Origin of the sequence: Microbacterium sp. UBA7513 (assembly GCF_002478345.1) — a bacterium.
Classification (GTDB): domain Bacteria; phylum Actinomycetota; class Actinomycetes; order Actinomycetales; family Microbacteriaceae; genus Microbacterium.
In genome coordinates this window covers 1-22,963 of the sequence record NZ_DLNJ01000012.1, presented here as the reverse complement: position 1 = coordinate 22,963, position 22,963 = coordinate 1, and the positions used below count along the sequence as shown (strand labels likewise).

25 protein-coding genes and 1 pseudogene are annotated in these 22,963 nt (G+C 71.1%); 10 read left to right on the top strand and 16 right to left on the bottom strand.

The annotated features are described in order from the left end of the window. Positions 1–2: 2 nt before the first annotated feature. Positions 3–908, bottom strand: coding sequence for a DUF817 domain-containing protein (locus B2W79_RS06390; RefSeq protein ID WP_292787990.1), 906 nt, complete (start codon positions 906–908; stop codon positions 3–5). A 62-nt stretch (positions 909–970) separates the two neighbouring features. Beyond that, a complete protein-coding gene (locus B2W79_RS06385) occupies positions 971–1,834 on the bottom strand; it encodes a PHP domain-containing protein (RefSeq protein ID WP_292787988.1) in 864 nt (287 codons plus the stop codon). 114 nt (positions 1,835–1,948) lie between these two features. Here B2W79_RS06385 and B2W79_RS06380 point away from each other — a divergent pair, with 114 nt between their 5' ends. Continuing rightward, positions 1,949–2,971: an endonuclease/exonuclease/phosphatase family protein gene (locus B2W79_RS06380; protein ID WP_071328218.1), complete on the top strand. Its 1,023-nt coding sequence runs from the start codon at positions 1,949–1,951 to the stop codon at positions 2,969–2,971. Between the two features lie 36 nt (positions 2,972–3,007). Further along, the gene (locus B2W79_RS06375; protein ID WP_292787985.1) at positions 3,008–4,429 is read left to right on the top strand and encodes an aminopeptidase P family protein; all 1,422 of its coding nucleotides are present in this window, start codon (positions 3,008–3,010) and stop codon (positions 4,427–4,429) included. A gap of 259 nt (positions 4,430–4,688) precedes the next feature. Here B2W79_RS06375 and B2W79_RS06370 read toward each other — a convergent pair whose 3' ends face one another. Then, positions 4,689–5,366 (bottom strand): alpha/beta family hydrolase, encoded by a 678-nt coding sequence (locus tag B2W79_RS06370; protein WP_292787983.1) that lies wholly within the window; start codon positions 5,364–5,366, stop codon positions 4,689–4,691. Then, positions 5,363–6,067, bottom strand: coding sequence for a general stress protein (locus tag B2W79_RS06365; RefSeq protein WP_292787982.1), 705 nt, complete (start codon positions 6,065–6,067; stop codon positions 5,363–5,365). Before B2W79_RS06365 ends, B2W79_RS06370 begins: the two co-directional genes overlap by 4 nt. A gap of 87 nt (positions 6,068–6,154) precedes the next feature. On the opposite strand from B2W79_RS06365, the gene B2W79_RS06360 reads away from it, so the two are divergent. From B2W79_RS06360 to B2W79_RS06345, 4 genes are read left to right on the top strand one after another with little or no spacing between them, the layout of a single operon-like run. Continuing rightward, positions 6,155–7,423 carry a magnesium transporter MgtE N-terminal domain-containing protein gene (locus tag B2W79_RS06360; RefSeq protein ID WP_071328215.1) on the top strand — a complete coding sequence of 423 codons (1,269 nt, stop codon included), beginning with the start codon at positions 6,155–6,157 and terminating at the stop codon, positions 7,421–7,423. Then, entirely contained in the window at positions 7,423–7,944 is a 522-nt protein-coding gene (locus B2W79_RS06355; protein WP_071328214.1) for a DUF1003 domain-containing protein, read from the top strand. Before B2W79_RS06360 ends, B2W79_RS06355 begins: the two co-directional genes overlap by 1 nt. Then, the gene (locus B2W79_RS06350; protein WP_292787979.1) at positions 7,941–9,062 is read left to right on the top strand and encodes an Mrp/NBP35 family ATP-binding protein; all 1,122 of its coding nucleotides are present in this window, start codon (positions 7,941–7,943) and stop codon (positions 9,060–9,062) included. Before B2W79_RS06355 ends, B2W79_RS06350 begins: the two co-directional genes overlap by 4 nt. Positions 9,063–9,084: 22 nt before the next feature. Next, complete coding sequence (locus tag B2W79_RS06345; protein WP_292787977.1) at positions 9,085–9,579, top strand: YcxB family protein; 495 nt, start codon at positions 9,085–9,087, stop codon at positions 9,577–9,579. Between the two features lie 9 nt (positions 9,580–9,588). Here the strand turns inward: B2W79_RS06345 and B2W79_RS06340 are convergent, their stop codons facing one another. Beyond that, positions 9,589–9,963, bottom strand: a complete 375-nt coding sequence (locus tag B2W79_RS06340; RefSeq protein WP_060923136.1) for a twin-arginine translocase TatA/TatE family subunit — start codon at positions 9,961–9,963, stop codon at positions 9,589–9,591. A 90-nt stretch (positions 9,964–10,053) separates the two neighbouring features. Between B2W79_RS06340 and B2W79_RS06335 the strand changes: the two genes are divergently transcribed. Next, positions 10,054–10,692, top strand: a complete 639-nt coding sequence (locus B2W79_RS06335) for an O-methyltransferase (RefSeq protein ID WP_071328211.1) — start codon at positions 10,054–10,056, stop codon at positions 10,690–10,692. An 81-nt stretch (positions 10,693–10,773) separates the two neighbouring features. On the opposite strand, the gene B2W79_RS06330 is transcribed toward B2W79_RS06335, so the two are convergent. From B2W79_RS06330 to dapE, 3 genes are all read right to left on the bottom strand, one after another. Beyond that, positions 10,774–10,947, bottom strand: coding sequence for a DUF3117 domain-containing protein (locus tag B2W79_RS06330; RefSeq protein ID WP_071328210.1), 174 nt, complete (start codon positions 10,945–10,947; stop codon positions 10,774–10,776). Positions 10,948–11,040: 93 nt separating this feature from the next. After that, a complete protein-coding gene (locus B2W79_RS06325; protein WP_292787974.1) occupies positions 11,041–12,258 on the bottom strand; it encodes a hypothetical protein in 1,218 nt (405 codons plus the stop codon). Further along, positions 12,240–13,313 carry a succinyl-diaminopimelate desuccinylase gene (dapE, locus tag B2W79_RS06320; protein ID WP_292787972.1) on the bottom strand — a complete coding sequence of 358 codons (1,074 nt, stop codon included), beginning with the start codon at positions 13,311–13,313 and terminating at the stop codon, positions 12,240–12,242. The genes B2W79_RS06325 and dapE overlap by 19 nt, the downstream gene beginning before the upstream one ends. A gap of 66 nt (positions 13,314–13,379) precedes the next feature. On the opposite strand from dapE, the gene dapD reads away from it, so the two are divergent. Together dapD and B2W79_RS06310 are read left to right on the top strand one after the other, a co-directional pair. Next, entirely contained in the window at positions 13,380–14,333 is a 954-nt protein-coding gene (gene dapD, locus B2W79_RS06315; protein WP_071328208.1) for a 2,3,4,5-tetrahydropyridine-2,6-dicarboxylate N-succinyltransferase, read from the top strand. A gap of 237 nt (positions 14,334–14,570) precedes the next feature. Next, positions 14,571–15,941 (top strand): DEAD/DEAH box helicase, encoded by a 1,371-nt coding sequence (locus B2W79_RS06310; RefSeq protein ID WP_292787969.1) that lies wholly within the window; start codon positions 14,571–14,573, stop codon positions 15,939–15,941. 79 nt (positions 15,942–16,020) lie between these two features. Here the strand turns inward: B2W79_RS06310 and B2W79_RS06305 are convergent, their stop codons facing one another. From B2W79_RS06305 to B2W79_RS06280, 6 genes are all read right to left on the bottom strand, one after another. After that, entirely contained in the window at positions 16,021–17,310 is a 1,290-nt protein-coding gene (locus tag B2W79_RS06305; RefSeq protein ID WP_083391672.1) for a citrate synthase, read from the bottom strand. A gap of 190 nt (positions 17,311–17,500) precedes the next feature. Continuing rightward, a complete protein-coding gene (gene dapC, locus B2W79_RS06300; protein ID WP_071328207.1) occupies positions 17,501–18,613 on the bottom strand; it encodes a succinyldiaminopimelate transaminase in 1,113 nt (370 codons plus the stop codon). 9 nt (positions 18,614–18,622) lie between these two features. Then, complete coding sequence (gene fdxA, locus B2W79_RS06295) at positions 18,623–18,943, bottom strand: ferredoxin (RefSeq protein ID WP_017203330.1); 321 nt, start codon at positions 18,941–18,943, stop codon at positions 18,623–18,625. Between the two features lie 9 nt (positions 18,944–18,952). Continuing rightward, positions 18,953–19,363: a histidinol dehydrogenase gene (locus tag B2W79_RS06290; RefSeq protein WP_292787965.1), complete on the bottom strand. Its 411-nt coding sequence runs from the start codon at positions 19,361–19,363 to the stop codon at positions 18,953–18,955. Between the two features lie 40 nt (positions 19,364–19,403). Further along, positions 19,404–19,718, bottom strand: a complete 315-nt coding sequence (locus B2W79_RS06285; protein WP_071328206.1) for an AzlD domain-containing protein — start codon at positions 19,716–19,718, stop codon at positions 19,404–19,406. After that, entirely contained in the window at positions 19,715–20,425 is a 711-nt protein-coding gene (locus B2W79_RS06280; RefSeq protein WP_292787960.1) for an AzlC family ABC transporter permease, read from the bottom strand. The genes B2W79_RS06285 and B2W79_RS06280 overlap by 4 nt, the downstream gene beginning before the upstream one ends. Before the next feature lie 96 nt (positions 20,426–20,521). Here B2W79_RS06280 and B2W79_RS06275 point away from each other — a divergent pair, with 96 nt between their 5' ends. Beyond that, complete coding sequence (locus tag B2W79_RS06275) at positions 20,522–21,070, top strand: helix-turn-helix domain-containing protein (RefSeq protein ID WP_025102949.1); 549 nt, start codon at positions 20,522–20,524, stop codon at positions 21,068–21,070. Positions 21,071–21,176: 106 nt separating this feature from the next. On the opposite strand, the gene B2W79_RS06270 is transcribed toward B2W79_RS06275, so the two are convergent. After that, positions 21,177–22,061, bottom strand: a complete 885-nt coding sequence (locus B2W79_RS06270) for a phospholipase (RefSeq protein ID WP_292787957.1) — start codon at positions 22,059–22,061, stop codon at positions 21,177–21,179. Between the two features lie 186 nt (positions 22,062–22,247). Further along, positions 22,248–22,963: pseudogene (locus B2W79_RS06265) on the bottom strand (translational GTPase TypA); the annotation flags it as partial.

Genomic DNA, 22,963 nt, shown 5'->3' with positions numbered 1-22,963 from the left:
CATCATCGTCCGAGGGGCGCCGCACGGTCTTCCGTGCGGCGCCCCTCGTTCTCCAGGAGTGCAGCCGGGACCTGCGGCGGGTAGACCCAGGCGACGAGCACGACCGAGATGATCATCAGCAGGAACCACGAGCTGAGCTTGCTCAGGGACACGGGCTGCCAAACATCCGCCTGGTCGGGATACGCCCAGGCACCCGCCCAGGTGCCGATGTTCTCGGCCAGATAGATGAACACCGACACTCCGGCGAAGACGGCCAGCAGCGGCAGGCGGATGGTGCGGCGCCATACGCGCGCATGCATGATCGTGGGCAGCCACAGCACGACGACCGCTGCCAAGAGCACCCAGCGCGCATCCCACCACCAGTGGTGGGTGAAGAAGTTGACGTAGATGGCGGCCGCCAGGACAGCCGTCACCCACCGGCGGGGGTAGCGGGTGAACCCGAGGTCGAAGAGCCGATACACGCGCACCATGTACGAGCCGACGGCCGCATACATGAAACCGCTGAACAACGGGACACCGCCGATGCGGAGAATGCCGTCGGCCGCGTACGCCCAGGAGCCGACGTCGGTCTTGAACAGCTCCATCGCGGTGCCGGTGATGTGGAAGAGCACGATCACCGGGAGTTCCCGTCCACTCTCGAGGCGGAACACGAGCATCGCCACCTGGATCAGGACGGCCGCGATCGTCAGTGCATCGTTGCGGGCCAGTGCCGCGTCGTCGGGATACCAGAGGCGGGCCGCGACGATCACCACCAGCAAGGCTGCCCCGAACACGCACGCCCATGCCTGTTTCAGCACGAACACGACGAACTCGGCGAGCCCGGCACGGAAGCCCGAGGTCGGCACCGCACGGAGGAGTCGGCGAGCGGTCGCATCGACGCGGCGCTCCAGCGAGGTGGCACGTTGCATGCCTCGGACCGTATCGGTCCGTTTCGACAGAACGCCGGGAGACCGCCGACAGTCCCCCGGAGTCAGGGACGCCGCGGGCCGGAGCCGGAGGCGCGATCGATGATCCGGGCGACCATGTCCGTCGCGGTGGTGTTCTCCCCCGGCACGTTCGGTTTTCCGGTGCCGTGGTAATCGCTGGACCCGGTGACGATGAGGTCGTGCCGAGCTGCCAGCTCGCGCAGCAGCTTCTTGCCGGCGGTCGTGTTCTCCCGGTGGTCCACCTCGAACCCGGCCAGCCCCGCGTCGACCAGACGCTCGATGTACGGCGCCGGCATCATCCGGTCCCGGCCGGCCGTGACCGGATGGGCGATGATCGCCACACCTCCCGCCTGGGTGATCAGTCGCACAGCGGTCAGCGGGTCCGGGGCGTAGTGCGGCTCGTAGTACCCCTCCCGCGGGTGGAGGATGCCGTCGAAGGCCTCGCCCCGATCACGCACGATGCCGCGCGCCACCAGTGCGTCGGCGATGTGCGGGCGGCCGACGGTCGCGTCGAGCGTGGTCTGGGCCAGGACGTCGTCCCAATGCAGGTCATAGTCGCGGCCGATGTTGCGGACGATGCGCTCCGCTCTCCCGATGCGGTCGTTCCGGATCCGGTCGGTCTCGGCCCGCAGCGCCGCGTCGTCCGGATCGAAGAGGTAGCCGAGCACGTGCACGCTGCGCCACTCGTGCTTGGCGGAGAGCTCCATCCCGGGAAGGAAGGTCATGCCCAGGGCGACGGCGGCGTCCCCGGCCTCCGTCCAGCCCGTGGTGCGGTCGTGGTCCGTGAGCGCGGCGGTCCGCACGCCGTGTCGATGCGCCTGTCTCATGACCTCGCCCGGCGCCTCGGTGCCATCGGAGTGGTTGGAGTGCAGGTGCAGATCGGCGGGACCGGCGGGCGGAACGGGCATCCTCCGAGCGTACCGAGCGCCGACGCGCGTGGCGCGGATTCCGGGACCCCGATCGCGGCGACGGGCCGGGCGCGAGGCAGGGACTTCACAGGCGACGCTTCTAGGCTGAAGGGGATGTTTCGACTCCTGGGGATCCTGCTCACCGTGCTCTTCGCGATCGCGACGGCGGTCGTGGTGTGGCCGCAGTTCTTCAACCTCGAGCAGACGTACCCGTTCGCGCAGCTCGTCGCCGCCCGCGGGCTCGTGCTCGGCGGGTTCCTGATCATCGCGGTGCTGGCGCTGCTGCTCCTGCTCGCCCGGCCGCTGCGCGGCTTCGCGGCGTCCATCCTGATCGTCGCCCTGCTCGGTGCCGGCGCGACCGGGGTGATCGGAGCGACGCGGGGGTTCGGCGTGACCGCCCTTCCCGAGCGAACCGACACGAGCCTGCGGGTGCTCACCTGGAACACCGCGGGTGAGGCCGTCTCCGCCGAGCAGATCGCCCAGGAGATCCTGGAGCAGGAAGCCGACGTGGTGGCGCTGCCCGAGACCACCGAGGAGGTCGGCGAGCGGATCGCGCTCATGCTCCGCGAACAGGGGCATCCGATGTGGGTGCACCACGTGCAGTTCCGCCCGGACGTGGAGGACGGCCCGCAATCGTGGCAGACGACGGTCCTCGTGGCCCCCGAGCTCGGCGAGTACTCCGTCATCGAGTCGTCGAAGGACGGGAGCAACAACACCGGATCCGTGCCCAGCGCCGTGCTGATGCCGATCGACGGCGATGGCCCCACGATCGTCGCCGTGCACGCGGTCGCGCCGCGCATGGAGGAGATGCAGCAGTGGCAGAGCGATCTGCAGTGGATCGCCGACCAGTGCCCCGCGGGTGACTTCATCCTCGCCGGCGACTTCAACGCCACCGTCGATCACATGGCCTCCCTCGGCGTCGACGGCGGCGACATGGGGTACTGCCGCGACGCTGCCTCCCGGACCGGGAACGGGATGTCCGGAACCTGGCCGAGCTCGTTCCCTGCCCTCGCCGGCGCCCCCATCGACCACGTGATGGCGTCCCCCAACTGGCGGCCCACGGGGTCCGCTGTCCTCGAAGATGCCGGCGGGAGCGATCATCGCGCCCTCATCGTGCAGCTCGAGCCGACCGGCTGATCCGCGCTTGGCGCGTCCAGGTGAGAGACTGGACGGATGAGCACCGGAGAAAACGACACCATCGCTGACGAGACCGTCGAAGCCCCCGTCGAGAACAGCTCGACCAATCGCAAGCAGCCCTTCCCGCAGGGGTTCCTCGACACCATCTCCACCGGGTGGGCCGAGCGTCCGGATACCCTGCCCGCGCCGCGCGCCCAGGCGGCGTACGCCGAGCGCCGCCGGGCCGCCGTCTCGGCCGCATTCCCCGGCAAGAGGCTCGTGATCCCCGCCGGCTCGCTCAAGCAGCGCAGCAACGACACCGACTACGTCTTCCGCGCGCACTCCGCCTTCGCGCACCTCACCGGCTGGGGGTCCGACGCGGAGCCGGACTCGGTGCTCGTCTTCGAGCCGACGGACGACGGGCACGACGTCACGCTCTACTTCCGCGAGCGCGCCGACCGCACGACGACGGAGTTCTACGCCGACGCCACGGTGGGCGAGTTCTGGATCGGTCCGCGTCCGTCGCTGGACGGCGTCGCCGCCGACCTGCAGGTGGCCACGGCGCACCTGCACGAGTTCTCCCCGCTCGACGGCGAGCTCGTCCTCGAGGAGGACGAGTCCCTCACCCGTTTCGTCTCGGAGCTGCGTCTCATCAAGGACGACTTCGAGATCGCCGAGATGCGTCGGGCCGTGGAGATCACCGCACGCGGCTTCGACGACATCATCCGCGAGCTCCCGGCCGCCGTCGCGCACGCCCGAGGAGAGCGCGTCGTCGAGGGAGTCTTCCATCGGCGCGCCCGCGAGGATGGAAACGGCGAGGGCTACGACACGATCGCCGCGTCCGGGCCGCACGCCTGCTACCTGCACTGGACGCGCAACGACGGCACGGTCATCCCCGGAGACCTCATCCTCGTCGACGCGGGTGTCGAGGCCGACAGCCTGTACACCGCCGACATCACCCGCACGCTGCCGGTGTCCGGGACGTTCACCGAGGTGCAGCGCCGCGTCTACGAGACGGTGCGGGAGGCGGCCGACGCCGCCCTCGCCGCGGCGAAGGTCGGCGCCCGCTTCCGCGACGTCCACGCGGCGGCCATGTCCGTGATCGCCGCCCGCACCGCGGAGTGGGGCCTGCTCCCGGTCACCGCCGAGGAAGCTCTGGACGCGGACAAGGGCGGCCAGCATCGGCGCTACATGGTGCACGGCACGTCGCACCACCTCGGCATCGACGTGCACGACTGTGCGCAGGCGCGCCGCGAGATGTACTACGACGGCATCCTCACCCCGGGCATGGTCTTCACGATCGAACCGGGGCTGTACTTCCAGATCGACGACCTCACGGTACCCGCCGAGCTGCGCGGCATCGGCGTCCGGATCGAGGACGACATCCTGATGACCGAGGACGGCCCGGTCAACCTCTCCGCGGACATCCCCCGCACGGCCGATGAGGTCGAGGCGTGGATGGCCCGTCTGCAGCGCTGAGCTCGGACCGCAGCCGCTGAGCCGAGGCTGGGGAGGACGGAGGGCCGCCGCTCTCCCCAGACCGGCGGCCCGTTCCCCCTCTGCGGAGACGAAGGTCGACCAGGGGCCTCCCCCGAGGATCCCTGGAGCCACCCCCGGCATGGTGCCCGTGCCGGTGCCGTGTCTCCCCCCGAAGACCTGCGGCCGCCTCCCACGGAAGAGATGCGGGAGCCGGCCGTTCATTACGCGGTTCGGCCGGTTTCTCCGATTCGGAGGAGGATCAGCCCCGTCGTGCTGCGACGAAGGCGTCCACAACGGACGCGATGTCCGCGCCGACCTCGGCAGGGGGCCGCCGGTGCCCCTTCACCTCGAAGGAGTGCCCGCCGCCCTCGACCCAGTGCACCCGGGCGTCCTGGCAGCCGGCGACGGCGTCGTCGAGCTGGGCGATCGGCTGGATGAACGGATCCGCCGTGCCCTCGATGAACAGCTGCGGGACCGTGATCGACGGCAGATGGGTGACCCGGGGCTTGTCCGGGCGGCCGGGCGGGTGGAGCGGGTAGCCGAGATAGACCAGGCCCTCCACGACGAGGCCCTCTGCCACGGCCTGGGAGGCCATGCGCCCGCCATAGGACTTCCCGGTGGCCCACACGGCGGCTCGTGGCGCTCGCGCGCGGGCCTCGGCGACCACAGCGTGCCACGTCGCGACGGCGTGCGCGGCCGGACCGGGCATGCGGCGTCCCTGCTCGGCGTACGGGAAGCTGAAGCGCAGCGTCGTGTACCCGAGCGCCACGAGTGCGCGGTCGTACCCGACGAGGAAGGGGTGGTCCTTCCCCGCTCCGGCCCCGTGGGCGATCAGGACGACATCGTCACCGGTGCCCGGCGTCCAGTCGGCGGACACCGTCGTCGTACCGGTCGGCAGTGCGACCTCGATGCGGACCGGCGTGGGCTCCGGGGTCACCGCACCGATCCGGGGGTGTCGGTCTCCGGGTCGGCGGGTCGCGGCGGAAGTCCCGGTTCGGGCGCGGGCTCGGGAGCCGGTGCAGGCTGAGGTTCAGGCGACGGGGCAGGCTCAGGCGCCGGGGCAGGCTCAGGCGCCGGTGCAGGCTCAGGCGAGGGCTGGGGAGAGCCGGCCGGGATCCGCTCGCCGTACTTCGGCGGCTCGTCCAGGTTCACCGGCGGACGCACCGGGGCGACGCGCTGCGCACCGAGGACCTGGCGCGCCTTCGCCAGCGAACCGGGCTGCACGGTCACCTCGTAGTGATCCGCGGCGAACTGCGTCACGCTCGCGAAGTCCCGACGGCGGCGCACGATCGCGTAGGTGATCAGGCTCAGCAGCATGCCCACGGCGACGCCGATGAGGACGAAGCCGACGAACAGCTGGATCGGCACCTCGGGATTGCCGAGGACGAGGATCGCCGAGAGGAACAGGCCGATGAGGATGCCGTTGATCGCTCCCGACCGTGCGGCCGCAGCATAGCCGAGCCGTCCGGTCACCCGCTCGACCGTCCGCACGCTCTGACCGACGATCGCGATGTCGCGCGCGGGGACCTCTCCGGCGATCAGTTTCGACACCGCCTTCTGCGCGCTCTCGTAGTCGCGCATGGAGGCGACGATCTCACCGGTGTCCGTGCCGCTCGCGGGGCGATTCAGCATGCTCATCCGGCTATTCTTCCACGTCGTGCCCCGCGTCCGGCCGAGCGACCGCCGCGACCGCCGTCCCGGCACGCCGCGGGCTACGCTGGTCGGGTGAGCACACAACGGGTTTTCGCCGCGCGCCTGGCCGGGTGCGCCGTCTTCGATCCCGTCGGCGACCGGCTCGGCAAGGTCCGGGACGTCGTCGTCGTGTATCGAAGTACCGCGGCCCCGCGCGTGATCGGACTGGTCGTGGAGATCCCCGGCCGCCGCCACGTGTTCCTCTCGATCGGTCGAGTCACATCCATCAGGTCCGGACAGGTCATCACCACCGGGCTCATCAACGTCCGTCGCTTCTCGCCGCGCGCCGGCGAGGTGCGCGTCCTCGCGGAGATGCTCGGCCGACGCGTGAGCCTCACGGACGGAAGCGGCACTGCCGTCATCGAGGATGTCGCGATCGAGCCCAACCGCCTCGGCGAGTGGGCGATCAGCCAGCTCTTCCTGCGCCGACCGAAGACCGGGGCGTCGCCGTTCGCCAAGGGCCCGACGACGTTCGCCGCCTGGAGCGAGGTCACCGAGGAGCACGCACCGGGCGAATCGCAGTCCGCCGAGCAGCTCGTCGCCTCCTACTCGGAGCTGCACGCCGCCGACCTCGCCAACACGCTCCTCGACCTCCCCCAGCAGCGGATGATCGAGGTCGCGGAGGAGCTCTCCGACGACCGCCTCGCCGACGCCCTGGAGGAGATGCCGGAGGACGAGCAGGTGCACATCCTCGACCGCCTCGGCGAGGAGCGCGCGGCCGACATCCTCGATCAGATGGAACCGGACGACGCCGCCGACCTCCTCGCCCAGCTCCCGCCCGCCCAGCTGGAGCAGCTGCTCCAGCGGATGGAGCCGGAGCGCGCCGAGGACGTGCGGATGCTGCTGCGCTACGGCCCCGACACGGCCGGCGGTCTGATGACCCCGGAGCCGATCATCCTGTCTGCCGACGCCACGGTCGCGGAGGCGCTCGCGCTCATCCGCCGCCATGAGCTGCACCCGGCCCTCGCCGCGGCCGTGTTCGTCACGCTCCCGCCGTTCGAGACGCCGACCGGCCGGCTGCTCGGCCTCGTGCACTTCCAGCGGATGCTGCGCTATCCACCGCACGAGCGGCTCGGCGCCATCCTCGACGACAGCCTCGAGCCGGTGCCCGTCACCGCCTCCGCCGCCGAGGTCGCCCGCATGCTCGCCAGCTACGACCTCGTCTCGCTGCCCGTGATCGACGCAGCCCACCGCCTCGTCGGCGCGATCAGCATCGACGACGTGCTCGACTACCTGCTGCCGGACGACTGGCGCACTCACGACAGCGACGATGTGACTCCGCCCGTGACGGAGGCGCGCTGATGGCGCGCAAGGAGCGGGCCGCCCGCCTCGACGCGCCTGGACGGACGAGCACCCGCCCCCGCTCCACCTCCCGCGACCGCTTCGGACGCTTCACGGAGTGGGTCGCCCGCGCCATGGGCACCCCGGCGTTCCTCGTCATCCTCAGCCTCTTCTGCATCCTCTGGATCGGCTGGAACACGCTGATGCCGCACGAGGTGCGCTTCGACGACGCCGCGCTGGGCTTCACCGCGCTCACCCTCATGCTGTCACTGCAGGCCTCGTACGCCGCGCCGCTCATCCTCCTCGCGCAGAACCGCCAGGACGACCGCGACCGCGTGCAGATCGAGCAGGACCGGCAGCGCGCCGAGCGGAACCTCGCGGACACCGAGTATCTCGCCCGCGAGATCGTCGCGCTGCGGATGTCGCTGGAAGAGCGCAACGCGCAGGTGGTCACCCGCGACGTGCTGCGGCAGGAGCTCCGTGCCCTGCTGGCCGAGCTGGGCGACGCCGAGGAGAAGCCCGCGGGCGGCACCGCCTCATGACCGCGGCCGAGAACGTCAGGGCCGCGGTGGCGGCGGTGACCGATCCGGAGCTGCGGCGACCGATCGGCGACCTCGACATGGTGCGCGACATCTCGGTCGAGGACGGGGTGGCGCGTGTGGGCATCGTGCTGACGATCATCGGATGCCCCGCCGCCGACCGCATCGAGCGCGACGTGCGCGGTGCCGCGGCCGCGGTCCCCGGGGTCACGGACGTCGAGGTCGAGGTGGGGGTGATGACCCCGGCCGAGCGCAAGGCCCTCACCGAGCGGCTTCGCGCGGGACGCCCGGCACGGCACATGCCCTTCGGGCCGGATTCCCTCACCCGCGTGATCCTCGTCTCCAGCGGCAAGGGCGGCGTCGGCAAGTCGACGGTCACCGCGAACCTCGCGGTCGCCCTCGCCGACCAGGGCCTCGCCGTCGGCCTGGTGGATGCGGACGTGCACGGCTTCTCGATCCCCGGACTGCTCGGCATCCCCGCCGGCACGCAGCCGACGCGCATCGACGACCTCATGCTGCCGCCGGTCGCCCACGGGGTGAAGACCATCTCCATCGGGATGTTCCTCCGCGACGGGGAGTCCGTCGTGGCCTGGCGCGGACCGATGCTGCACCGCACGGTCTCGCAGTTCCTCACCGACGTCTTCTTCGGCGACCTCGACGTCCTGCTCATCGACATGCCGCCGGGCACCGGCGACATCGCCATCTCGATCGGGCAGCTCCTCCCGCACGCCGAGGTGCTCGTGGTCACCACTCCCCAGGCAGCGGCCTCCGACGTGGCCATCCGCAGCGGACTCGTGGCGCGCCAGACCGGTCAGCGCGTGATCGGCGTGATCGAGAACATGTCCGCGTACACCCTCCGCGACGGCACCGTCGTCGACCTGTTCGGCGCGGGCGGCGGTGCAGCGGTCGCGGAGGCGCTGTCCGAGCCCGGCGCGCCGGTGCCGCTGCTGGCCTCCATCCCGCTCAGTCCGGCACTCCGTCAGGGCGGGGACGAGGGCGTCCCGGTCGTCACCTCCGCGCCGGACGACGCCGCCGCGCAGGCGATCCGGACGATGGCCGCCGGCCTCGCCCGACGGGGCCGTGGCCTCGCCGGACGCTCGCTGCCGATGTCGATCGGATGAGGCCGCGTGGAAGGATGGACGGATGCCGCACCGTTCTGTGACCGTGGATGAGAGCCTGCTGCGGCGGATGGCACGTGACGCCGCCGTGTACTCCCTGACCAGGCCCGTCGCGATCGTGATGTGGGTCGCACTCGCCGCCGGACTGGTCCTCTCCGTCTTCACGCTCAACGCCCTCCTCTCCCGCGGAGCGGAGGTCAGCACGATCGTCGCCTGGCTGCCCGCCATGACGGTGGCGCTGGGTGCCTACGCGGTGATCCTGACCACCTCGAGCGCCCGCAGGGCCGTCCGTACCGCGATGCCGGTCGAGAGCGTGGTCTGGGTCGCGCTGGACGAGGACAGGCTGCAGCTGGGAAGCGATCGCCGCCGCTCCGAGATCCCGTACCGCACGTTCCAGAGCCTCCGTGTCGGCAGGGACGCCGTGATCTTCAAGGTGCGCGACTCCTCGGTCGCGACCGCCATCCCGCGCTCGCTCTTCAGCGACGAGGAGCTGGCGATGCTGCGGGCCCGGATCTCCTGAACGGACGACTCAGGTCGCCTCGGTGTCGAACGGCGGTCGGTTCTCCGCGCTGAAGGTCGGCGGCGCGGTGCGCGGGGCCACCGGCTCCGCGATCGTCGCGGTCGCCTGGGCGGGGGTCGCGGGCTCCGGCTCCTCCAGGAGCGCGTCGCGGATGATGCGCCGGGGGTCGTACTGCCGCGGGTCCAGCTTGCGCCAGTCCACGTCGTCGAGTTCCGGACCCATCTCCTCGCGGACGCGGGACTTCGTGTCGCGGATGTACTCGCCGGCCTTGCGCACGATGCTCGCGAAGGCCTCCGCGGCACGCGGCAGACGCTCGGGGCCGATGATCAGCACTGCGATCAGGCCGATGAGCAGCAGCTTCTCGAAGGTGAGGCCGAACGTCATGTGACCAGGCTACCGCCGCGCCTGCGGGCTCTGCGCGCGGTGAGCGAATACCCTGGACACATCAGCCATGCACGCAGGGAGAGGCAGGTCATGAGCGAGCACGACGCCAACGCGCGCTTCCTTCGCGAGTCCATCGTCGAGCCGGAGACCATCGCCCGCGCTCGCGCCCACGCCGTGGAGCTGGGGGCGGCCCCGATCAGCGCCGTCGTCGGCTCGCAGATCGCCGTGCTCGCCGCCGCGGGCACCGCCCGCTCCATCGTCGAGATCGGAACCGGCGCCGGCGTCTCCGGACTCTGGCTGCTGCGCGGGGCCCCGAACGCGGTGCTGACCTCGATCGACAACGAGCCCGAGCACCTCGCCGCCGCCCGCCAGGCGTTCGCGGACGCGAAGGTGCCCGCCACCCGCGCGCGGTTCATCGCCGGGCGCGCGATCGACGTGCTCCCCCGCATGAACGAGGCGTCGTACGACATCGTCCTCGTCGATGCCGACCCCGAGAACGTCATCGAGTACGTCTCGCACGGACTCCGTCTCGCCCGTACCGGTGGCCTGGTGCTCGTGCCCCGCATCCTCGCCGGCGGCCGCGTGGCCGACCCTGTCCAGCGCGACGACATCACCGCCGCCTATCGATCGCTGGTCCAGGAGACGCAGGAGTCGTCGGCGGTGCTGGCGACCGTCTCCCCCGCGGGCGAGGGCCTGCTGCAGCTGATCCGCCTCGACGACCGCGCCTGAGCAGACGCCCCGGACGCGAAGAGGGCGGGGGATCCGCGATCCCTCGCCCTCTGCGGTCGCGCTTCCGCGGACCGGGTTCGATCAGGCCGGGGCCACGACGGCACCGAGCACGTCGTGAAGCTCCTTGGCCTCGGCGTCGTTCACGGAGACGACCAGGCGGCCTCCTCCTTCGAGCGGAACACGCACGATGATGAGTCGTCCCTCTTTCACGGCCTCCATGGGTCCGTCTCCGGTCCTCGGCTTCATCGCTGCCATCGTGGCTCCCTTTCCTCCGGTGGTATGGGACGAGTTTATCGGGTGCGACCGTGCCGTGGACGACGCGGGGACACAATCCGCTCCCCCGCGTCGTCAGGGCACCTGCCAGAACGTGCTGCCGAGGGCATACACGTGGTAGATCCACACCCACTGGCCGACGAGGCACAGTGCCAGCACCCCGAGGCGCCAGATTCGTGAGCGGGGCACCGCGACCGCACCCCACGCCGGGCTGAGCGGCAGCAGCAGGCGGAAGGTGCTCGACTGCGGGAAGAACACCGCGAGCAGGTAGAGCAGGTAGCTCGCGCTCCAGAGACGGAGGTCGGGGCCGAGCGCCCGCACCTGCGGGGACAGCAGCAGCGCGGCGGCCGCCGCGACCACGAGCACGATGAGCGCGACCGGCCCCCAGCCGGCCGGCAGGCCCCACAGCTCGAACCAGAACTGCGATGCCTGCACCCATCCCTCGAAGGGCACGAAGCCCTCGACGCCGCCGGCGATCCAGTGTCGTCGCCAAGCGAGCTCGGTGGCGAGGTAGGCGCCGGGGTCGCCGGTCACGACACCGGCGATCAGCTGCCAAGCGAACCCGGTGGCGGTCGCGAGCGCACCGAGGGCGACGATGTGCACGACCTCTCGGGCGCCCAGCGGATCGGTGCGGCGATTCCTCCAGCGGAGGATGCCGTGCAGGCCGAGGTACAGGGCGAAGGCGAGCACCCCGGGGCGGGTGAACCCCAGCACCGGGATGAGCACGTACAGCCACGCGTACTTCCGCCGGATCGTCGAATCCAGCGCGAGGAAGAGCAGCAGCAGGAAGAGCGTCTCCGCGTAGCCGACCTGGAAGAGGGCGGCCAGCGGTCCGGACGCGAAGAAGACGACGGCCCACAGCGCCGCCGCGTTCCCGATGCGGTCGTGGAGCAGACGATGCAGGGCGAGACAGGCCAGGTAGCCGGCTCCGAGCGAGAGCACGAGAGCGCCCGCGCCCCAGGATCCGAGCACGAAGCCCAACGCCTTCGCGGCATACGCGAACACGGGCATGAACGCCCAGGCGTTCTCTGCCACCTTCCCGTCGACAGTCAGCGGAAGGTCGGTGGGATAGCCGTGCACCGCCACCTGCCAGTACCACTGCGCATCCCACCCGAGGACGAAGTCCACGAGCCCGGCGTCGCCGCCGAAGCGAGAGAACACCGTGGACAGGGAGGCAGCGGCGATGAGGAATCCGGTCGTCACGACCCGTGCGAGGACGTAGACGATGCCGATGCGCAGAGCCAGCGGCATCCGCGCCCAGCGCCGTGCGAGCGTCAGTACGACGTCAGCCATGCGCGCAGACCCCGCTCGACGGCGTCGATCTGGGCGAGCGGCACACGCTCCTCGTCGTGATGGGCGAGATGCGGATCGCCCGGCCCGTAGTTCACGGCCGGGATGCCGAGGGCCGAGAAGCGCGCCACGTCGGTCCAGCCGTACTTCGGCTGCGGCTCCGCACCGACAGCCGCGACGAACCGGCGCGCGATGTCCGCGTCCAGGCCGGGGCGGGCGCCCTCGGCGGCATCTGTGATCTCGACGTCGAATCCGGCGAGGACCGCTCGGACGTGAGCCTCGGCGTCGGCCGCGGACTTGCTCGGCGCGAAGCGGTAGTTGACCTCGACCTCGCAGGCGTCCGGGATGACGTTGCCCGCGACCCCTCCCGCGATGCGGACCGCGCTGAGCCCCTCCCGATAGAGCAGGCCCTCGACCATCACCTCGCGCGCCCGGTACTCGGACAGTCGGGTGAGGATGGGGGCCGCGCGATGGATCGCGTTCTCGCCGATCCAGGCCCTGGCGCTGTGCGCGCGGACGCCCGTGGTCCGCACGATCGCCCGCAGCGTGCCGTTGCACCCGCCTTCGACCTGACCGTTCGACGGCTCCCCGAGGATGGCGAAGTCGGCCTGGAACAGGTCGGGTCGTGCCGCGGCGAGAAGTCCGAGGCCGTTCAGGGACGCCGCGACCTCCTCGTTGTCGTACCACATCCAGGTCACGTCGATCGCGGGGTCGGTGAGCTCGGCGGCGAGCTTGAGCTGCACCGCGACCCCCGCCTTCATGTCGACGGTGCCCCTTCCCCACAGATACGGCACGCCGTCGATCTCGATGTCGCGCGTGGGCAGGTTGTCGTTGAGGGGCACGGTGTCGATGTGCCCGGCGATCGCGACGCGCTGCGCCCGACCGAGATCCGTGCGGGCGACGACCGTGTTGCCGTGCCGGATGACCTCCAGGTGCGGCAGACCGGACACGGCCTCCTCGATCAGGTCGGCGAGTGTCTTCTCGTCGCCGGAGACACTCGGGACGTCGCAGATCGCGCGGGTGATGTCGGCGGAGGACGCGGTCAGATCGAGCACCATGCCCCCAGCCTACTGATGCCCGTCATGCGGGACGGGACACCGTCGTCGGCGCGATACCGTGGAGGCATGAGCGACGCACGATCTGTCTGGGGACTCGGCCTGACGACCACCGCGAGCGACGGCACGGTCCTCGACGCGTGGTACCCGGAGGTCCGCTCCTCCACGCCGTCCGAGGCCGAGGTCGCCGCCGCGCGCACCGCGCTCGACGCGCAGACCGGTCCGGACGAGCGCCGCGACGTCACCCTCGCGGTGGTCGAGCTCACGATCGACCTGGACGCGGCCCCGACCTCCACCGCGGACGCCTATCTGCGCCTGCACGCGCTGTCGCACCTGCTCGTGCGGCCGAACACCCTCAACCTCGACGGCATCTTCGGTCACCTGCCGAACGTCGCCTGGACCAATGCCGGCCCGCTGCTCCCCGCCGATGCCGCACGCCTGCGCCCGCAGCTTCAGCGCGCCGGGATCCAGATCCAGGGCCTGGACAAGTTCCCTCGTCTCACCGACTACGTGCAGCCCGCCGGGGTACGCATCGCCGACGCCTCGCGCGTACGGCTCGGCGCCCACCTCTCCCCCGGCACCACGGTCATGCACGAGGGCTTCGTCAACTTCAATGCGGGCACCCTCGGCGCCTCGATGGTCGAGGGGCGCATCTCGCAGGGCGTGGTGGTCGGCGACGGCAGCGACATCGGCGGCGGCGCCTCGATCATGGGCACGCTCTCCGGCGGCGGGTCGCATCGCGTGTCGATCGGCGCCCGTACGCTTCTCGGCGCGAACGCCGGCATCGGCATCTCCCTCGGCGACGACTGCGTCGTGGAGGCCGGGCTCTACGTCACCGCCGGGACGAAGATCGTGCTCGCCGACGGTCCCGCGACGGCCGATGGCGGACGCAAGACCGTCAAGGGCGCCGACCTCTCGGGCCAGGACGGCCTGCTCTTCCGTCGCAACTCGCTCACGGGCGCGGTCGAGGCCGTCCGTCGGGCCGGCGTCGGCGTGACGCTCAACGAAGCGCTCCACGCCTGACAGCCCACCTGCAGCCTTCGACCGGTCTCCGCTGGTAGACTGGGGTCGTTGCCCGCGCCGCCGGCCGGTCAGCATCATCGTCGTCTAGGGGTCTCCGAGGACCGAAGCGAGCGCCCGCGCTCCCCTCTCCAGCCCGAACTGGCCATTCGCACGGCGAACGGACGCGCACTCGCTGCGTCTTCGCCCACCTCACCCCACTATCCCGCGCCGTTCTCGTGCGCTGACGGAGTTCTCTGCATGCCTTCCTTCCTCGAGCTCGGCGTTCCCGCCGAGCTCGCCACCGTTCTCGCCGCCTCCGGAAAGACCGAGGCGTTCGCGATCCAGCGTGACACCCTGCCCGACTCGCTCGCCGGCCGTGACCTCCTCGGTCGCGGACGCACGGGCAGCGGCAAGACCATCGCCTTCGCGCTCCCGCTCGTCGCCCGCCTGGCGGCCTCCGGCCACAAGCGCCGGTCTGGCCTGCCCCGCGGCCTCGTGCTCGCCCCCACCCGCGAGCTGGCCACCCAGATCGCCGCGACCGTCGCCCCGCTCGCCGAGGCCGTCGGCCTTCGCGTCACCACTGTGTTCGGCGGCGTCAGCCAGCGTCCGCAGGAGCAGGCGCTGCAGGGCGGCGTCGACATCGTCGTCGCCTGCCCCGGCCGCCTGGAAGACCTCATGAAGCAGCAGGTCGTGCGCCTCAGCGCCATCGAGGTCACCGTGCTCGACGAGGCCGACCACATGGCCGACCTCGGCTTCCTCCCCGGCGTCACCCGCATCCTCTCGGCGACGCCCGCCGACGGTCAGCGCCTGCTGTTCAGCGCCACGCTCGACCGCGGCATCGACACCCTCGCCCGCCGGTTCCTCACGAACGCCGTCAGCCACGAGGTCGACGAGGCGAGCGTGCCCGTCGGCGAGATGACCCACCGGGTGCTCGTCGTCGACTCCCCCGAGAACAAGACCGTGCTGGTGCGCGACCTCGCCTCGGGCACCGGTCGTCGCATCCTCTTCACGCGCACCAAGCACCAGGCGAAGAAGCTCGCGAAGCAGCTCACCGCCGCCGGGATCCCCGCCGTCGACCTGCATGGCAACCTCTCCCAGAACGCACGCGAGCGCAACCTCGGCGCCTTCTCCACCGACCCGGCCGACGGGGGCGTCCGCGTCCTCGTCGCGACCGATGTCGCGGCCCGCGGTGTGCACGTCGACAACGTCGACCTCGTCGTCCACGTCGACCCGCCCGTCGAGCACAAGGCCTACCTGCACCGCTCGGGCCGCACGGCGCGAGCCGGGGCGGCGGGCACCGTCGTCACCGTGGTCCTGCCCGAGCAGCGCCGCGACGTGAAGGATCTCCTGCGCAAGGCCGCGATCACGGCACCGCTGGAGAACCTCACCGCCGACGCCGTGACCGAGCTCGTCCCCGAGCGTGCTCCGCACGTGCGCCCGGCTCCCCCGCAGCCGCAGCAGCAGCGCTCCGCGAAGCAGCGGCCGGCGGGCGGCGAGAAGAGCACCGCGACCACCCCGCCGTCCCGCCGTCGCCGTCGCCCGCGCTCCGCGGGCCAGGGCGGCGCGCCGGGCTCGCAGCGTCAGGGCGGCCAGGGCCGTCAGGCCACGCGCGGCGCGCAGGGACGCTGATCCCAGCTCACGCCTCACAATGGCGAAGGCCCCCTCGCACTCCGGTGCGAGGGGGCCTTCGGCGTCTGCGGCGCCGCGCTCAGCGCGTCGGGAACGCGCGCTCCGGCGACCCGGTGTAGAGCTGCTGCGGACGGCCGATCTTCGTCTGCGGGTCGAGCTGCAGCTCGCGCCACTGCGCGAGCCAGCCGGGAAGGCGACCGATCGCGAACAGCACCGTGAACATGCGCGTGGGGAAGCCCATCGCCTTGTAGATCACGCCCGTGTAGAAATCGACGTTCGGATACAGGCGCCGCTCACGGAAGTAGTCGTCTGCGAGGGCGATCTCCTCGAGCTCCTTCGCGAGGTCCAGGAGCGGGTCGGTGACGCCGAGCGAGCTCAGCACCTCGTCTGCGGCCTCCTTGACGAGCTTGGCGCGCGGGTCGTAGTTCTTGTAGACCCGGTGCCCGAAGCCCATGAGCTTCACGCCCTCTTCCTTGTTCTTCACCCGCTCGACGAACCGGGAGACACTCTGACCCGAGTCGCGGATCTGGCCGAGCATCGTGAGGACGGCCTCGTTCGCGCCGCCGTGCAGGGGCCCGGAAAGGGCCTGGATGCCCGCCGAGACGGAGGCGAACTGGTTGGCCCCCGTCGAGCCGACGAGACGGACGGTGGAGGTCGAGGCGTTCTGCTCGTGGTCCTCGTGCAGGATCAGCAGCAGCTCGAGGGCCTTCACCATGGTCGGGTTGATCTCGTACGGCTCGGAGTTCACGCCGAAGTTCAGCTTCAGGAAGTTCTCCACGAAGCCGAGCGAGTTGTCCGGGTAGAGGAAGGCCTGGCCGACGCTCTTCTTGTGCGCGTAGGCGGCGATGACCGGAAGCTTGGCGAGCATGCGGATGGTGTTCAGCTCGACGTGCTCGGGGTTGTGCGGGTCGGTCTGGCCCTCGTAGTACGTCGACAGGGCCGCGACGGCGGAGGACAGCACCGACATGGGGTGCGCGGTGTGCGGCAGCGCCGAGAAGAAGCGCTTGAGGTCCTCGTGCAGCAGCGTGTGGCGGCGGATCTTCTCGTCGAACTCCGCCAGCTCGACGGCGGACGGCAGCTCGCCGTAGATGAGCAGCCACGCGACCTCGAGGTAGCTGGTACTGCCGGCGAGCTGCTCGATCGGGTAGCCGCGGTAGCGCAGGATGCCCTTGTCTCCGTCGATGAACGTGATGTCCGACTTCGTGGAGGCGGTGTTGACGAAGCCGTAGTCGAGACCGGTGTAACCGGTCTGACGGGTCAGCGTCGAGAAGTCGATGCTGTCGTGGCCCGCGGTACCGCGCACCAGGGGGAATTCGGCGGTGGTCTCGCCGATCGTCAGCTTCGCCGTCTGGTCTGCCGCAGCGCTCACGCGGACCTCCTCCTTCTGTCTGATCGCCCCGGCGTCGCGGGCGTCAGCAAGTTCTTGATCAAGCCGGAACTGGCGATCTCTCGGGCGCCGAGCGCCTGGCCGGGTGCCGACCGAATCGCCTTTACAGCCTAGTCGTCGCGCAGGCCTACTGTGACAACGGCCAAAGAGATCGGCGCAACCGGGAGGGTTCCTACAGAACCGCGTCGCGCAGGCGCCGAGCCGCCTCGGCTACGCGGTCGCTCGGCGCCGTCAGCGACAGCCGCACGTGCTCAGGCGACGAGGCGCCGTAGAAGTGCCCGGGGCCCGCGAGGATCCCGAGGTCCGCGAGACGCGCCATCGACTCCCAGGCGTCGCGCCCCTCGGTCGCCCAGAGGTAGAGCCCGGCCTGCGAGCCGTCGATGCGGAAGCCGGCGTCCTCGACGGCGGGAAGCAGCAGCGCCCGCCGCTCACGGTAGAGCTCCTTCTGCGCCCCCACGTGAGCCTCGTCCCCGAGGGCGACGGCCATCGCCCGCTGGACGGGCGCGGGCGGCATGAGGCCGAGGTGCTTGCGTGCGGTGAGGAGTTCGCCGACCACGCGGGCGCAGCCGGCGACGAAGGCCGCCCGGTAGCCGGCGAGGTTGGACTGCTTGCTCAGAGAGTAGACGCTGAGGAGGTTCGCCCGCGTGCCGCCGGTCACCCGGGGGTCGAGCACCGACGGGATGGGCTCCTCGGCCCACGGACCGTCCCATCCCAGTTCGGCGTAGCACTCGTCGCTCGCCAGCACGGCCCCCAGCTCACGCGCCCGCTGCACGGCCGCGGAGAGCTCCTCGACGGTCCACGTGCGACCGTCCGGGTTGCCCGGGCTGTTGATCCAGATGAGCCGCGCCCCCTCCGGCCATTCCGTCGGGTCGTCGGCCGCGACAGGCGTCGCTCCCGCGACCCGCGCGCCGACGTCGTACGTCGGGTAGGCGACGCGGGGGTGGACCACGATGTCTCCGGCGCCGAGCCCCAGCAGCGTGGGCAGCAGCGCGACGAGCTCCTTGGAGCCGATCGTCGGCAGCACGTTGTCGACCCGGAGGTCCGGGACGCCACGGCGGCGGGCGTACCAGTCGACGATCGCCTCCCGGAGCGCGGGGGTGCCGACGGTCTGCGGATAGGCGTGGGCGTCGGTCGCTGCGGCGAGGGCCTGACGGATGATCTCCGGCGTGGGATCGACCGGCGAGCCGACGGAGAGATCGACGAGTCCGCCCGGATGCCGGGCGGCGCGCTCACGATACGGGACCACGGCGTCCCACGGGTAGTCGGCGAGGTCGCGGACGCTCACGGAGCGGGCCTACTCGCCCTGCGGCGGGAGCGCGGCGATGATCGGGTGGTCGAACGGGTAGACGCCGACCTTGGCGGCGCCGCCGGGCGAGCCGATCTCGTCGAAGAACTCGACGTTGGCCTTGTAGTAGTCCTGCCACTCGTCGGGCAGATCGTCCTCGTAGTAGATCGCCTCGACGGGGCACACCGGCTCGCACGCTCCGCAATCCACGCACTCGTCGGGGTGGATGTAGAGCGACCGTTCGCCCTCGTAGATGCAGTCAACGGGGCACTCGTCGATGCAGGCGCGATCCTTGACATCGACGCACGGGAGGGCGATCACATACGTCACCCCCTCAGTCTACGACCCGTGGACCTCGGGTTCCTCCGAGGACGGCGTGGCGGGGCGGACCGGCTGCCGGGAGAACGACGGCCACGCGATGACGAGCAGCACGATGCCGGCGGCGAGATACGTCCAGATGCGCCCGGCGAGGGTGTCCTGCACGACGACCGAGCCACCGGGACCGACGCCCGAGATGAGCACGATCATGCCCAGCATCCCGAGTCCGGCGGCGACCGCGGCGCCCCGGTCATGGGTGAGCGCCCGCACGGCGATGAGGATCGCGGCGCACGCGATCGCGGCGACGATCAGGCCGATCGGGATCGGGCCCCACGTGACGCTGTGCGCGATGGTTCCGGCCACCCCGTAGACGCCGCCCACCAGGGCAGCGGCCACCCAGGACAGCACCCTCGACAACCACTTCCCGCGCACCCCCCGATCCTACCCGGGCGAAGTCCGGCGAATCGACGCGTCAGGCGGCGAGACCCCACAGCCGCAGCAGCGCGGCAACGAGGGCGGCGGACGCCACCACCACGAGGAACGACTGCCGCAGCCAGAGGAGTCCCGCCGCGACGAGCAGGGCGGGGACACGCGCATCGACGGTGATGGCCTGCCCGTCGCCGAGGGACTGCACCGCGACGAGGGCGGCGAGCAGCGCGACGGTGAGGAGATCGGAGATGCGGGCGGGCCGGGGCGCCTCGAGCACCTTCGGCGGCACGAGATAGCCCACGGCCTTCAGGGCGAGGCAGATCAGGGCGGCGAGGAGGATGGCGCTCCAGAGACTCATGCGCCGACCTCCCCGTCGACGACCTCTGCGGCTCGCGGTGTCTCCAGCCAGTTGAACCACCCGACGACGATAGCGACGAGAGCGGCGACGAGCACGGGGAGTCCGGGCAGGAGGAACGGGGTGAGGGCGGCCGCGATCACGGCCGCCGCGATCCCGACGGCGACCGCCTGCCGCCGGCGCAGTCGCGGCCACAGCAGGGCGAGGAACGCCGCGGCCGCCGCGGCGTCCAGCCCCCAGGCCTTCGGGTCGCCGAGCACGTCGCCGACCAGCGCGCCGACGAGGGTGGTGAGGTTCCAGCCGACGAAGATGCCGACCCCCGTGACCCAGAAGCCCACCCGGCGCAGGCGCGGATCGTCCTGCGCGATAGCCACCGCGGTGGATTCGTCGATCGTGAAGTGCGCGGCGAGCGCTCGTCGTGCCGGTCCCCCGCCGACGACCGGCGACATGCGCATCCCGTAGGCGACGTTGCGCACCCCGAGCAGGGCGGCGGACGCGATCGCCGACGGCAGGGCGGCCAGTCCGCCGGCGGCGAAGACGCCCACGAAGGCGAACTGGGACCCGCCGGTGAACATGAGGAGGCTGAGCACGCACGCCTGCCACACGTCGAGGCCCGCGGCCACGGCGAGCGCACCGAAGGAGATGCCATAGGCGCTCGTGGCGAGCACGACGCCGAGGGCCTCGCGCCACACCTCACGTTCAGCGGTCATCGACCGCCACCCGTTCGCTTCGCTGAACACACGATCATCATTCTGAACATGCCCGGATGCATAGTCAAGCGAACGATCGTTTGCCATGATGAACGCATGGACGATCTCCGCACCCGCATCGCCCGCACGCTCCGCCGCGAGCGCGAGGCGGCGAACCTGTCCGTCTCCGAGCTCGCCCGGCGGGCCGGCATCTCCAAGGCGACGGTCTCCCAGCTCGAGAGCGGTGCCGGCAACCCGAGCGTCGAGACGCTGTGGGCGCTGGGCGTCGCGCTCGGCGTGCCCTTCGCGGTGCTCGTCGACCAGCAGGCCAACGCCCCCACCCTCATCCGTGCGGACGACCTCGCGGGAGTACCCTCCTCCGCCGCCGCCTACAGCGCCACCCTTCTCTCGGCGAGCCCTCCGGGCGCCCGGCGCGACGTGTACCTCATCCAGGCGGAGCCCGGCGACCCCCGGCGCTCGGACCCCCACCATGCGGGCACGATCGAGCACGTGATCCTCATCGCCGGACAGGCGCGGGTCGGCCCGCCCGAGGATGCCGTGGTGCTGAACCCGGGCGACTACCTGACGTATGCCGGCGACGCGGCCCACGTGTTCGAGGCCATCGCGCCCGGGACGAGCGCCGTGCTCATCTCCGAGCTGCGCTGAGGATCACTCCCCCGGCCCGGCCCCTTGCGACCGAACGGCCCCTTGCGTTCGCGCACAAGGGGCCGGTTCGCCCACAAGAGGCCGGGTCGGCGGATGGCTCTTCGGCTCAGTACCAGTTCATGGCCTGGGAGTGCCCCCAGGCCGTGCACGGGGTGCCGTAGGCGTCGGCGATGTACTGCAGGCCCCAGGCGATCTGGGTGGCGGCGTTCGTCTGCCAGTCGGCGCCCGCCGAGGCCATCTTGCTGCCGGGCAGCGCCTGCGGGATGCCGGTCGCTCCCCCGTCGTTGTTGTACGCCTGGTAGTTCCAGCCGGACTCCTTGTTCCACAGCGAGTTCAGGCAGGAGAACTGGTCGCCGCCCCAGCCGTAGCGATCCGCCATCATCTGCTGTGCGGTGGCCCGAGCGCCGTCCGGCGTGTTCGCGGAGGCGAGCGCGGCCGCTGCGGCCGCCGCCTTCTCCTCGGCGACGCGGGCAGCATCCTCCGCCGCCTTCTTCTCCTGCGCGGCCGTGAAGGCCGCCTGGAGGTCTGCGGTGGCCGTCACGACCTTCTCGGTCTCGGCTTCGGCCTGCTCGGCCGTCACCGTGATGAGGACCAGCGGGAGGGTGGATCGGTCGGCGAGGGTCTCCAGGTCGTCCTCGAGAGCGGTGGTGTCCACGGACGCCGCCGCGCCCACGTCGAGGCCCGACTCGGTGACCTCCGCGGTCAGGCTCTTCGCCGCGGCGACCGCATCGGTCGCGTTCGCGACCGTCATGACGGCCTGATCGGCGATGCGGGCGAGGGGCTCGGCGCCGAGGTCGTGGCTCGTGACGGCGGCGGCGGCGTCGGAGCGCTCTGCTCCGGCCGCCGGGGCGGAGGCGAGGCCCACGCTGAGGGTGATGCCGACGAGCGCGGCCGTGGCGGCGCCGAGGGCGATCAGGGGGGTACGGGTGACAGTGGCGCGAGCGGCTGCCGCGTCGGAGGCGCGCCGAAGCGCACGGGTCTTCTGAAGCAAGGCTTTGACTTTCGGGTCGTCGTACGCCCATATCGGGGACTCATCGGGAGCTCGCCCCGGGCGCAAGTCAACGAGTCTGCGTCATCAACCTGAGCGAAAACTAGCCCTCACCTGGGATTTTCATGAGAGAGGGCCCCACGCGGCCGGGCGGCGGCGTGGGGCCCTCTCTCAAGGAGTGCGGTGCGATCAGGCGTTCGCGTCCTGACGCTTGAGACGCGAGGCCTCGCGACCGCGGACGGTCTGGTCGAGGATCACCTTGCGGATGCGGACCTTCTCCGGAGTCACCTCGACGCATTCGTCGTCGCGCGCGAACTCCAGGCTCTCCTCCAGCGTGAGGATGCGCGGCGGCGTCATCGACTCGAAGTTGTCGGCCGTGGAGGAGCGCATGTTGGTGAGCTTCTTCTCCTTGGTGATGTTGACGTCCATGTCGTCGGCGCGCGAGTTCTCGCCGATGACCATGCCCTCGTAGACCTCTTCGGTCGGCTGCACGAAGAACGACATGCGCTCCTGCAGCGCGATCATCGCGAACGGGGTGACGACACCCGAGCGGTCGGCCACGATCGAGCCGTTCTGGCGGGTGGTGATCTGCCCCGCCCACGGCTCGTAGCCGTGCGAGATCGCGTTGGCGATACCGGTTCCGCGGGTGGTCGTGAGGAACTCGCTGCGGAAGCCGATGAGACCACGCGAGGGCACGACGAACTCCATGCGCACCCAGCCGGTGCCGTGGTTGGTCATGTTCTCCATGCGACCCTTGCGGTTCGCGAGGAGCTGAGTGATCGCGCCGAGGTGCTCCTCCGGCGTGTCGATGGTCAGGTGCTCGAACGGCTCGTACACCTTGCCGTCGATCTTCTTCGTGACCACCTGCGGCTTGCCGACCGTCAGCTCGAAGCCCTCGCGGCGCA